The sequence below is a fragment of the Holdemania sp. 1001095H_141210_F2 genome (genome assembly GCF_015558105.1).
GTDB lineage: Bacteria > Bacillota_I > Bacilli_A > Erysipelotrichales > Erysipelotrichaceae > Holdemania.
Genome location: NZ_JADNPO010000012.1, coordinates 51,363 through 63,097 on the forward strand (window position 1 = coordinate 51,363; position 11,735 = coordinate 63,097).

Here is an 11,735-nt window from a genome sequence, read left to right on the forward strand (position 1 = left end):
TTTCCTGTCACTCTGTGCGGAAACTGAAGATGCCTGACTTCTAAAAGCAGGCTTTTTTACGCTTACTCCTTACGTTTGTTCAATGGATAACTGTTCAATGGATAACGGCTTATCCAAAATAAAAACTCCCTGCCTTTGCACGCTTGCCATGGATCCGGAATTCCGGATTGACCAGACAGGCGGGGACGCAGCCCTTGAAGCGGCGGCACGGGAGTTTTTTTTATTTTATTTTGATTCGGGATTCCAGCTGCTGAATCCGGTCTTCCGCCCGTTTCTTCAGCAGGAAGACGCTGAGAATTTCCGCAACATAGGTCAGCACGTTGATCTGAACCTGATCCCACAGCCGCTTTTCCCGGCATTCATCAAAGCCGATGTAGCCCCGCGGCCGGCCCCGGTCCTTGATCAGACATTGAAGCATGGATTTGATCTTCTGCGGTTCCAGCAGGCGGATCTGCGCCGGGTTCAGGGTGTGAATATCCTGACAATAGAAAATTCCATTTTCATCGAAGTTTTTCAGATATTGGCCTTCAAGGTCTTCTTGATAGGAAATGTGCTGGAGATTCTCTTTTTCCGCAGGAATGCCCTGATTGCACCATTCGAACGTGTTAGTGCAGAACTGATCGTCGTCGCTGTTTTCAAAGATATAGACGCGGCTGACGTCAAAATGCCGGCCGATGATCCCCAGAATTTCCTGAATGCAGCGTTCCAGGTCCTGCGCGTTGTAAAGCTTGTTGAAAATGAATTCGCTGATCTGCGGCGTCTCGTCGGTTTTGCTCGTGTTGGAATCGATCCGGGCATTGACGGCCGACGCGCCCTCCACCATTGGGAAAAACGCGTTCTCATCAGCCAGCTGATTGTAAAAAGCGAACTGGTTCTTGCCTTTGCTTTTCATCGAATACAGCGCCTGATCGGCACGGTGGAACCAGTAATGGAAATCCGGATTGACGGGCGAGGTCATCGCGATGCCGACGCTGCAGGATACTTTCAGGATCTTCTGATTGCGCAGTTCAATGGACTGGAAGGCGTCGATAATCTGCCGCGCCTTCTTTTCCACCTGTTCTTTGGAGGGAATATTTTTCATGAAAACCAGAAATTCGTCGCCGCCGACCCGGCCGAGGATATCCTCGCTGCGAAACAGCCGGCGAATCCGGGACGTCGCTTCGATTAAGAAGGCGTCGCCGAACAGATGGCCGAGCGTATCGTTGACCCTTTTGAAGTCGTCGATATCAATGATCATTAAGGCATTCTGCGTCGACTGGGTGGTCAGCCATTCCTGAATTAACGTCTGCGCCGTCTCCTTATTATAATATTGCGTCAGCGGATCGCGCTGCGCTTTCTCCAGCAGTCTTTGCGACCGTCGTTTTTCTTCGTCGATATTGGATAGAATACCGATCGCCTTGACGGGTTTCTGATTTTCATCCAGCTGCGTAGTCACGCGGATCCGGAACCAGACCGGCTGATGCTGGGCGTTGTGCAGCTGCAGTTCATCTTCGATGTAGGCTCGGCCGGCGCGGATCTGGCAGCACAAATCAGTGAATAAATGCCGCTGTTCCGGATAAAAATTCGTATTCTTTTCATCCAGCAGTCCGGATACCGTCAACTGCAGCGGATATCCCAGATACTGCTTCCAGTTCTCGGAGAACGTGAGTTCATCCGTTGGAATATTCCATTCAAAAATAATATCCTGCGTCTGGTTCATGATGATTTCATAACGCTGCAGGCTTAATCGGAATTCCTCGGCAATTCGCTTGGATTCGGAGATGTCGACCAGAATGCAGCAGAAATACTGCCGCCCCCATTCGTCTTGAAGATAGCGTCCTTTATCCAGAACCCAGATCGGCTCGGCGTTTTTGCGCAGCAGCCGAAACTGTAGTTCCTTATCGCAGCCATGACGCAGCTGTTCGCGGACCTCGGCGAGCGTATTCTCAAAATCACGCGGATCGATCAAGGCGCGGAAGCTGTTGTGCAGCTCAGAACGGATTTCTTCCCGGGTGTAGCCGGTCAGCTGCAGGAAGCTGTCGCTGGTCTGCAAGAGCGTCAGCGGTTCGTCGAACAAGCAGTGAAAAATACCGCCCGGCATCTGATCCGGCAGAAATGTTAACGACAATTCCTGATTTTGATAAGCGCTGGAAGCGATCTGAGCCGGACTGATCTGGACGAAACAGAATTTCCCGCGGATTTGGTCGCGGATCAGCGTCAGGATCAGCGAATGACATTCTTCTCCCTGCAGCAGGGCCTTAACGGTGGTCAAACAGTACCGTTCGTTTAAAACCGAACTGATCGGCGGCGTCGTACAGATTAAGGTTTCGTGATGCCGCGACATCTGATTTTTAATATGGCTGCGGACTTGTTCGCGGCCGGCATAGTCCTGCGGCGGTTCTGTGGCGTGCCATTGGACGTTTTCATCCAGCAGCGATTCTAAACAGTTCCAGTCGTTGTCGACAAATAACGCCTGAATGAGGGAAAAAACCTGCGGTTCGCCAGAGAATTCCGAATTGTTCATGTGGACGATCCTTTCTTCAACGTTAAGCGATATGTTCATTATCCTAAGTGTACACCATTTCCCAACTTTGCAAAAGAGCGGAAAGGCTAAAATGCAATCTTTGTCGAAAGAACTCAAAAACGAGGGAATCTGCGGTCTTCGCCAAAGCTTCGCCGGAAATTCAGTTTACTATCATGAACTATTCAAAAACAATTCACATTCCCATGGGAGAATAGCGATGCTTATTAGAGTGTGGAAAGCGAGCGTGATGAAATGAAATTCCAATTCTCACTGAAATCCCTGCATTGGACTAAAAAGAAAACACTGATTCTGGCGATTGGTCTTTGTCTGGCTGGGGCGGGGGGTTTTTATTTTTCCCGTCAGGGGACAACCCGAAAAAACAAAACGCAGGCGTCGTTTATTCGAACAACGGTGCTGAAAAAGACGACGCTGAACAATTCGATCAGCCTGACCGGCACGGTGGAAAGCGCGTCGGTCTCCAATGTGACAACCAATCAATCGCTGGCGGTCAAATCAATTCCGGTTCAGGTCGGAGACTGGGTGGAAGCCGGGGATATCATCTGTGTTCTGGATACAGAGGAAATCGACAAGAATATTGAGAAGACACTGGAAAGCTTACAGGAGAACATCGACAACGCGAAGGATTCACTGACTTCGGCAGAAGAAAATCTGTCCTGGGCGCAAAGCGATGCAGACAGTGCCTGGAACACGCTGGCAGAGAAGGAAAGCGCAATGAACAGCGCAAAGACGGCGTATGAATCCGCGCGCAGCTCTGTCGATGCGTTCCAGGCCAATGTCGATCAGGCACAGGCGGCTTATCAAAGTGCGGTGGAAGCTGAAAATCAGGCGCTTTCCACGTTGAACAGCGCGATCAGCGAGGGGACCTGCACGGGTCTGGAAGATACAGCCTGCCCTGCCGGGTCGGCATACAACACGGCCAGGCAGACCTCTGCCGACGCGAAAGCGAAAGCCGACAGTGCTCAGCAGGATCTCAAATCCGCCCAATCGGCGATGAATTACGACTCTCTGGCTGCGGCTTACAATACAGCCCAAAGCGCCTACAACGCCGCGCTTACCGCCTGGAATACAGCCCGCAATAACCGCGACAGCTGGCAGACGAAAGTCGAGGACGCCAAAGAAGCCGTCACAAAGGCTTCTTCCAGCGATACGCTCAACGATCTGTATGAGAAGAAGGAAAACTGCACGCTGACTGCTAAAACCGCCGGCAAGGTCACAGCGATCAACGTCACAGTCGGATCAATGGCGACCAACAACACGACGATCGCGACGATTCAGGACACAGACGCGCTGAAAATCACGGTGACGATTCCGGAATATGAAATTCAAAACGTCGAATTGGGGATGAACGCCAAGATTACGACGGACGCCACCGAAGGCGAAATCGAAGGGACGCTGACACAAATCTCGCCAACCGCTTCTTCGCAAAACGGCGGATTCCCGGCCGAGGTGACGGTCACGACGTCAAACAGCGGACTCTACGTCGGCATCAACGCCACGGTAGAGATTATCCAGTCCACCGTGGATAACGTCTTCGTCGTTCCGATCGACGCCATCGGCACCAATGACGCCGGAGAATCCATCGTGTTCGTCAAGGAATCCGGCTCCGGCAGTGACGCCATCTTTAAAGAAGTCGTCGTGACTACCGGGGAAGAAAACGACTATTATGTGGAAATCAGCTCAGCTGAACTGAGCGAGGGCATGGAGGTGCGCAGCAGCGCAGACCCAAAACAAGCTCAGGTGAGCGGCAGCGAAAGCAGCGAACCGGTTCAGATGAACGGCGACATGCAGATCGACATGGGCGGGGCGATGCCTTCCGGAGAAATGCCTGCCGGTCAGATGCCTGCCGGCGGATCGGGCGGAAACGGCGGCGGAGCGCCAGGCGGCCGGGGAGGCAACGGATGAGTGCGGCTCAGCCTGTTATCGTGATGCAGGGCATCGTCAAGCGGTATTCCATTGGCAAGCCCAACGAGCTTGAAATTCTGCACGGCATCGACCTGCAAGTGGAACCTGGCGAGTTCGTCGCGATCGTCGGCGAAAGCGGCAGCGGCAAATCGACGATGATGAACATTCTGGGCGCGCTGGACCGGCCGACGGAAGGCCACTACAAGCTCAATGGCGTCGATATCCAGACGGCCGGGGATAAAGAACTGGCAAAAATCCGCAACCGCCAGATCGGCTTCGTCTTTCAGACCTTCAATTTGATCGGCCGGATGAGCGCGCTGAAAAATGTCGAGCTGCCGATGCTGTACGCCGGGATGCCGGCCCGCGAGCGATCCCAACGGGCGGCAGAGCTGCTCGATCTGGTCGGGATGAGCGAGCGGAAAAAACACCAGCCCAACGAGCTTTCCGGCGGCCAGAAGCAGCGGGTGGCGATCGCCCGGGCGATGGCGAACGATCCTTCACTGATCCTGGCCGATGAACCGACCGGCGCGTTGGACACGGCGACCAGCCGGGTCGTCATGGATCTGTTTCACAAGCTGCACGAGGAACAGCACAAAACGATCGTGCTGATCACGCATAATCCCGAGCTGGCGGAGGAAACCCAGCGTGTGATCACGCTGCGCGACGGTCAGATCGTCAACGTTCGGAAAGGAGCGGGCGTCCATGGGCGTGCTTGATAATATCCGGATGGCGCTGTACAGCCTGAAAGCGAATAAAATGCGCTCGCTGTTAACGATGCTGGGCATCATCATCGGCATCAGCGCCGTTATCGCGATCATGACCGTCGGCGACTCCTTGACCGGTTCGATTACCGACAGTATGTCGGGGATGGGCGCAAGCAACATCACCGTATCGCTGCAGAAAAAAAGCAGCGCGTCTTCCAACAGCTATGGCGGAAGCCGGGTGTTGATGTTCGGCCCAGGCAATCCCGATGAGGAAGATCTGATCTCGGAAGCGATGATTACGGAATACCGCTCGCTGTTCGGCAGCCGGATCACAGCGCTATCCTGCTCAGAGAATATCGGCAGCGGTACGATCAGTCAGGCCGAGATGTCCGGCAGCGTCAGCGTGAGCGGCGTCAATCCCGACGCCCTGACTGTCGAGGATCTGGACATGATCACCGGCCGGTTTATCAATGAGAAGGACAATACGCAGACTAAACGCTCGGCCGTCATCTCGGATTATCTGGCGGAAAAGCTGTATGGTTCCGTTGAGAAGGCGATGGGCGAAAAGCTGGAGGTCAGCCTCAACAACGGCGTGCAGGTGTTCTATATCGTCGGAATTTATCATTATGACACTTCCAGCAGCATGATGACGGCGCTCTCGGATAGCGATAACCTTTCGACCTCGATGTATGTCCCGGTTGCCACGGCAAAGAAAATCACTCAGGCCAGCCAGGGCTATCAGTCCGTCACGGTCGTCGGCGCGGCAGGCGAGGACGTCGATACGCTGCTCAGCGATACCGAGGCGTTCTTCACCAGCTTTTACACGCATAACGATTCTTATACCATTTCCGCGTCGAGCATGAAGGAAATGCTGGAAACGATGACCGAGATGCTGGATACCGTCAAGGTTGCGATTGCAGGCATCGCGGCAATCAGTCTGTTGGTCGGCGGGATCGGCGTTATGAATATCATGTTGGTCAGCATCACCGAGAGAACCCGTGAGATCGGCACCCGCAAAGCGCTGGGCGCACCGAACCTGGCGATCCGGATCCAGTTTATCATCGAAGCGATGATCATCTGTATGATCGCGGGACTGTCAGGTGTTTTATTAGGCGTGGCGATGGGCGCAGGCGCGGCGAATTTGTTAGGCTATCCCGCCAAGCCGTCGGCTGCGGCCTGTGCCCTGGCGGTCGGCTTCAGTATGATGATCGGCGTGTTCTTCGGGTACTATCCGGCGAACAAAGCGGCGAAGCTCGATCCGATCGACGCGCTGCGCTATGAATAATTGGAAAATCCAGTTCGATTGAATCATAGCGGATTTCATGAAGTCTGAATGCAATGCAAAGATGTAAGAACTGTCCAATTTCCGAATTGAATTGTGAATTTACCAGAAAGACCAGAACTCTGATTATTGTTTCCTGTTATAATAAAGAAAAAGGAGATGACGATCATGAAGCGGATCGAAGCTGGTTTAATTCGCAAGGCCATGGCGGAACCCTGGGAGAAGCTGGGCTTCGCGTTGACGCTCAATTTGTTGACGCTGACGATTTCCTTTTTCAGCGGAACGCTGTGGCTGTTGTTTTTTGCCAGTCTGATCATCGACGGTCTGGCCGGCTTGGAAGCATGGGTTCAGAAGGTGCGCGCCAGACGCTTTGTCCGGGATCTCGATCTGAGCGAATCCCTGCCGTTGTGCAGGCAGGCGGATAACACGTTTTTTCTGCCCAACAAGCTGATTTCCTGGTACCGCGGAAAAGGCTTATGCGTGCGTTACGAACAGATCAAGAACTGTTATCTCAATCAGATCAACGAAAATTCACGGATGAAATTTGACAGCCGGAAACGCAGCTGGAAATTACAGATCAACTGCCGCGACAAGCGCTATACCGTTCTCGCGCTGGAACGCAAGGACGATTGTATGAACGTGCTGCGGTTTCTCAAAACCGTGAATCCGGCGATCGTCGTCTATTACGAAATCCCAGCCAAACCGCTGACGCTGGCGGAACTGCCTGAATATGAATGAAACCGGGGGGAAATGGATGTTCACAATCCTCCGGGTTTTTTTTGTACACTTTCCGGAATATGTATAAGAAAAGAATAATGAATACGAGAAATAAGAAAAATATGATACAATGAAAATAACGGAGGTGATGGTGATGAAACACATCACGGAACTCATACAGAAACAGGTCGTCAAAAAACACAGCTGGGCGCTGATGTTCTATTTATTTTTGTTGGTTGCAGCGGCCATTCTGGCCTGGATCAGTCAATCGCTTTACGTCAGCTTGTTCATCGTTGTCTTTCTGGCGGCCCTGGCGGTTCGCTTAATCCAGGCGGTGCATGAGCTGGGGCAGGTCAAGCGCTTTACCCAAAGCCTGCGGGGACCACAGCGGCTGCTTTACCGGCAGGTCGATACGACGTTCTTTCTCGAAGACCGCTGGATATCCTGGTTTAACAGGCAGGGCGTCCAGGGGACTTATGATGAAATCACAATGTGCAGCTACGCGCAGGTGCCGCTGCGGAAGTCGGAGAAGCTGTACGCCCCATGCCAGCTGCAGATCAATGCCCGGGGCCGCAGGACAACCTTGATCCAGCTGCAGCACGATCAAGACGCTCAGACCGTCATGGCGTTTTTAAAAACGCAGAATCCGGCAATCCTGTTCTCGGAGAAGCTCGGCGAACGGAAAGTGCGGCTGGAAGATCTGCCGGAAAAAATGGAGTGAATTTGTGAGATTGTGTGAAGTGAGGCAGAAGGCTTGTCAGAAACCAGGACTGGAACTATAATCTTCAACAGATAGATATTCAATGCATTGAATATTTAGAAATGGAGGATTTATGAGCGAGCAAGTCATGGAAATGATGTCGCTTTTGCGGCAGATTAATATGCGCCTGCATCATTGCCTGAAGGAACTGTACGAACCGTTGGGCCTGACTGGTCCGCAGGCGGTCGTGATGATCGAGCTGTTTAAAGAAGACGGTCAGCGGATCTGCGATCTGGCGGAGGCGGCCGGCATGACCGTCAGCAATATCTCCGCGATCTGTCAGCGGCTGGAACGCAACGGCTTTCTGCATCGCGTGCGTTCCCAACAGGATCAGCGCACGGTACGGATCTGTCTGTCAGAGAAATCACTGCAGCTGATCCGCGACTGCGATCATCAGATCGCGCTCCAAAGTGATCAGATTTCGCTGAAAATGACAGCGGAGGAATTGGATGAAATCAATTCAGGGTTACGCAAGTTAAACGAGTTCCTGGATCGGGAGGATTTATGAAAACAGAAAAACCAAAAAATAAGAAACCGTTAATTTACTATTATTTCGTGATGTTGATCGCGCTGATGGCGTTCAATTTGTTCGTGACGCCGATGATCCAGAACCAGCGGATCAAGGAAGTCGACTACAGCGATCTGATCGCTGCTCTGGATGAAAAACAGGTCGACGAGGTAGAAGTGGACAACCAGACCGGCAAGATCGCCTACACGATCAAGGACAACAGGAAAAATGTGTTCGTAACCGGCATTATGTCCAACGACACGACGCTGACAGAGCGGCTGGAACAGAGCGGCGCAAAGTACACCGCAGTCATTCCGCAGCAGAATTCCTTCTTAATGGATATGTTGATGTGGCTGGTGCCGATCATCGTCATTCTGGGCGTCGGTCAGCTGTTTTCCAAACAGCTGGCGAAGAAAATGGGCGCGAACACGATGACGTTTGGAAAATCCAGCGCGAAAATCTATGTGTCGGCGGAAACGGGCAAGACGTTTCAGGACGTCGCGGGGCAGGATGAAGCGAAGGAAGCGCTGAGCGAGATCGTCGACTTCCTGCACAACCCGGATAAATATAAGAAGCTGGGCGCAAAGATGCCGAAGGGCGCGCTGCTGGTCGGGCCGCCGGGCACCGGTAAGACGCTGCTGGCCAAGGCGGTGGCGGGCGAAGCGAACGTTCCGTTCTTCTCAATCTCCGGTTCGGAATTTGTGGAGATGTTTGTCGGCATGGGCGCCGCGCGGGTCCGCGATCTGTTTAAGCAGGCACAGGAAAAAGCGCCGTGCATCGTCTTCATCGACGAGATTGATACGATTGGCAAAAAGCGCGACAGCGCCAACGGCATGGGCGGCAATGATGAGCGCGAACAGACATTGAATCAGCTGTTAGCGGAAATGGACGGCTTCGATGGAAGCAAGGGCGTCGTCATCCTGGCGGCGACCAACCGGCCGGAAACGCTGGATAAAGCACTGTTGAGACCGGGGCGGTTCGACCGGCGGATTCCTGTCGAACTTCCGGACTTAAAGGGCCGCGAAGAAATCTTGAAAGTTCACGTCAAGGACATCGTCGTCGACAGTGACATCGACTACCGTACGATCGCCCTGGCAACCTCCGGCGCTTCCGGCGCAGAGCTGGCGAACATCGTCAACGAAGCAGCGTTAACGGCAGTGCGCAACGGACATTCCAAGGTCATGCAGCACGACTTTGACGAAGCGGTCGACACGGTGATCGCCGGGAAGGAACGCAAAGGAGCGGTTATTTCCGAAAAGGAAAAACGGATTATCGCCTATCATGAAATTGGTCACGCCCTGGTGGCCGCGGTGTCGAAGAATTCCGCGCCTGTGCATAAGATTACGATTATCCCGCATACCAATGGAGCGCTGGGGTATACGATGCAGGTGGCGGAGCAGGAAAGCGTCTTAATGAGCAAGGATGAGATTCTGGACAAGATCCGCACGCTGACCGGCGGCCGGGCGGCGGAAGAATTCATGTTCAATATCTGCACCTCCGGCGCATCCAACGATATCGAACAGGCGACCCGGCTGGCGCGGGCGATGGTGGCCCAGCTGGGCATGAGCGATCAGTTCGGCATGACGGCGCTGGAAACGGTGAACAACCGGTATCTGAGCGGCGACGCATCGCTGGTCTGTTCGAATGAAACGGCAACCTTGATCGACAAGGAAGTCATGGCGATCATCAAGAACGCGCATGTTGAAGCCCGGAAGATTCTTGAGGACAACGCGCAGCTGCTGCATGAGGAAGCGGAATATCTGCTTCAGAAGGAAACGATTACCGGGGAGGAATTCATGGAAATCTTCAGCCGGCATCAACAGCTGAAGGCGCTGCCGCAGCCGAGCGCGGAATAAAGAAAAGAAAGATTGAACCTGACGCATCATGGCATGCCGGGGGTTCAATCTTTTTTGTATAAGCTATTTACCGCCTGAATAAATATAAAATTTATTCAGGCTTTAGTTGAATTCGCATGATAAAATTGCGTACAAGGAATATTGATATTCAGAAGATACCTGTTCTTATTTTTCTATAATAATTTCAAAACCTGATGGGCAAATTTTCAGGTTGGCCAGTTTGTCTTTCTAAGGAATAACAAGTTTTAGAAGAGTGGAAGTTGAATGTCAAGTTTGGCAGACTTCAGCTCTCTTTTCAAAAATCACGCCTGATCTTTTCGGTTGATCTCCTGCTAAAAACCCGGGAATGGCACAACTCAACCACCCGTCGGTCGATGTTTTTCAACTTCTGTTATAGAATAACGGCAGGAGGAGGAAGTTATGTTTGAATTAGATAAGCAACAATTCGGGGCGTTCGTTGCCGATCAGCGAAGACAGAAACAAATGACGCAAAAAGAGCTGGCACAGAAGCTCATGATTTCAGATAAAGCGGTCAGTAAATGGGAACGCGGTTTGAATATGCCGGATATCACACTGTTAGTGCCGCTGGCTCAGGCGCTCGATGTGAGCGTGGCGGAGCTGCTGGAATGCCGGAGAATTCCCCAATCGGAACCGATGAGCGCCAATCAGGTCGACAAGCTTGTAACAAAAGCAATAACGATGGGCGAGGAAGATCCGCAGCCGCGGAAGCAACGCCGTCAGAAAAACGGTTTGCTTCTCCTGCTTTGTCTTGCGGTTTCCGCGGGAGAAATAGGGATGCTGCTGCACTTTCATCTGGTTTCTTCCAGGATGTTCAATGATTTATTACTCGTGGAGCTGCTCAGCGTGATCTTTGGCCTCTATTTTTGTCTGTTCGCGCGGGAAAAACTGCCCGCCTATTATGATGAGAATAAAATCAGCAGTTACAGCAACGGCGTTTTCCGAATGAATCTCGTTGGAATTTACTTTAATAATCGCAACTGGCTGCCGATCATGAATGCCGGCCGCAACTGGGCGCTGGGTTCACTGGTGCTGATGCCGGTGGTATATGAGTTTCTGATGCTTCTTTTCAATGGTGATCCTTGGCCTGTGAAGATCGTTCTGCTTCTGATCTATCTTGGAGGATTGTTCATCCCGATGATCTACGTGGGAAGGAAATATGAATAAAAAGCTTTTATGATTCGTCAGCGATGCAGTTGCCGATATTGCTTCCGGTTTGTTTCTGGTCTGAGGAAAAGTGTTATAAAAAGCGATGGCGCTCACAAATCGGATATCCAATACGCAAAGGGGCAGGAAACGAAATTTTGAACCGTTCTATTCCTGCCCGCTTGCTATGGCTGATCGGCATATGAAAATAAAAAACTCCCGACGATGAAGTCCGCCAGAAAGCGGTCGATTCCCCAAGAAGGAATCATTTTAAAGCCGGGAGTTTTTATCACCTGATCCTGAATTTCAAAGGATTGC

At 52.2% G+C, this 11,735-nt stretch carries 9 protein-coding genes; 8 read left to right on the forward strand and 1 reads right to left on the reverse strand.

The features are described from left to right. Positions 1 to 220: 220 nt before the first annotated feature. Positions 221 to 2,503 (reverse strand): diguanylate cyclase domain-containing protein, encoded by a 2,283-nt coding sequence (locus I2G61_RS09150; RefSeq protein WP_195548196.1) that lies wholly within the window; start codon positions 2,501 to 2,503, stop codon positions 221 to 223. Between the two features lie 252 nt (positions 2,504 to 2,755). On the opposite strand from I2G61_RS09150, the gene I2G61_RS09155 reads away from it, so the two are divergent. The 8 genes from I2G61_RS09155 (at position 2,756) to I2G61_RS09190 (ending at position 11,438) form a co-directional block, all read left to right on the forward strand. Then, positions 2,756 to 4,426, forward strand: a complete 1,671-nt coding sequence (locus tag I2G61_RS09155) for an efflux RND transporter periplasmic adaptor subunit (protein ID WP_195548197.1) — start codon at positions 2,756 to 2,758, stop codon at positions 4,424 to 4,426. Next, positions 4,423 to 5,142, forward strand: coding sequence for an ABC transporter ATP-binding protein (locus I2G61_RS09160; protein ID WP_195548198.1), 720 nt, complete (start codon positions 4,423 to 4,425; stop codon positions 5,140 to 5,142). Before I2G61_RS09155 ends, I2G61_RS09160 begins: the two co-directional genes overlap by 4 nt. After that, the gene (locus I2G61_RS09165; RefSeq protein ID WP_195548199.1) at positions 5,129 to 6,415 is read left to right on the forward strand and encodes an ABC transporter permease; all 1,287 of its coding nucleotides are present in this window, start codon (positions 5,129 to 5,131) and stop codon (positions 6,413 to 6,415) included. The genes I2G61_RS09160 and I2G61_RS09165 overlap by 14 nt, the downstream gene beginning before the upstream one ends. A 165-nt stretch (positions 6,416 to 6,580) precedes the next feature. Then, on the forward strand, positions 6,581 to 7,150 hold the full coding sequence (locus tag I2G61_RS09170) for a hypothetical protein (protein WP_195397240.1): 570 nt from the start codon (positions 6,581 to 6,583) through the stop codon (positions 7,148 to 7,150). A 133-nt stretch (positions 7,151 to 7,283) separates the two neighbouring features. Beyond that, the gene (locus I2G61_RS09175; RefSeq protein WP_195548200.1) at positions 7,284 to 7,850 is read left to right on the forward strand and encodes a hypothetical protein; all 567 of its coding nucleotides are present in this window, start codon (positions 7,284 to 7,286) and stop codon (positions 7,848 to 7,850) included. A gap of 112 nt (positions 7,851 to 7,962) precedes the next feature. Continuing rightward, complete coding sequence (locus I2G61_RS09180; RefSeq protein WP_072685314.1) at positions 7,963 to 8,397, forward strand: MarR family winged helix-turn-helix transcriptional regulator; 435 nt, start codon at positions 7,963 to 7,965, stop codon at positions 8,395 to 8,397. Continuing rightward, on the forward strand, positions 8,394 to 10,253 hold the full coding sequence (ftsH, locus tag I2G61_RS09185) for an ATP-dependent zinc metalloprotease FtsH (protein WP_195548201.1): 1,860 nt from the start codon (positions 8,394 to 8,396) through the stop codon (positions 10,251 to 10,253). The genes I2G61_RS09180 and ftsH overlap by 4 nt, the downstream gene beginning before the upstream one ends. Before the next feature lie 420 nt (positions 10,254 to 10,673). Further along, positions 10,674 to 11,438 (forward strand): helix-turn-helix domain-containing protein, encoded by a 765-nt coding sequence (locus I2G61_RS09190; RefSeq protein WP_072685316.1) that lies wholly within the window; start codon positions 10,674 to 10,676, stop codon positions 11,436 to 11,438. Positions 11,439 to 11,735: the final 297 nt, after the last annotated feature.

What these genes read in the sequence shown, in the direction of transcription:
- I2G61_RS09155 (WP_195548197.1), top strand. Translation starts at nt 2,756, where the DNA reads ATGAAATTCCAATTCTCACTGAAATCCCTGCATTGGACTAAAAAGAAA.
- I2G61_RS09175 (WP_195548200.1), top strand. Translation starts at nt 7,284, where the DNA reads ATGAAACACATCACGGAACTCATACAGAAACAGGTCGTCAAAAAACAC.
- I2G61_RS09160 (WP_195548198.1), top strand. Translation starts at nt 4,423, where the DNA reads ATGAGTGCGGCTCAGCCTGTTATCGTGATGCAGGGCATCGTCAAGCGG.
- I2G61_RS09190 (WP_072685316.1), top strand. Translation starts at nt 10,674, where the DNA reads ATGTTTGAATTAGATAAGCAACAATTCGGGGCGTTCGTTGCCGATCAG.
- ftsH (WP_195548201.1), top strand. Translation starts at nt 8,394, where the DNA reads ATGAAAACAGAAAAACCAAAAAATAAGAAACCGTTAATTTACTATTAT.
- I2G61_RS09150 (WP_195548196.1), bottom strand. Translation starts at nt 2,503, where the DNA reads ATGAACAATTCGGAATTCTCTGGCGAACCGCAGGTTTTTTCCCTCATT.
- I2G61_RS09180 (WP_072685314.1), top strand. Translation starts at nt 7,963, where the DNA reads ATGAGCGAGCAAGTCATGGAAATGATGTCGCTTTTGCGGCAGATTAAT.
- I2G61_RS09165 (WP_195548199.1), top strand. Translation starts at nt 5,129, where the DNA reads ATGGGCGTGCTTGATAATATCCGGATGGCGCTGTACAGCCTGAAAGCG.
- I2G61_RS09170 (WP_195397240.1), top strand. Translation starts at nt 6,581, where the DNA reads ATGAAGCGGATCGAAGCTGGTTTAATTCGCAAGGCCATGGCGGAACCC.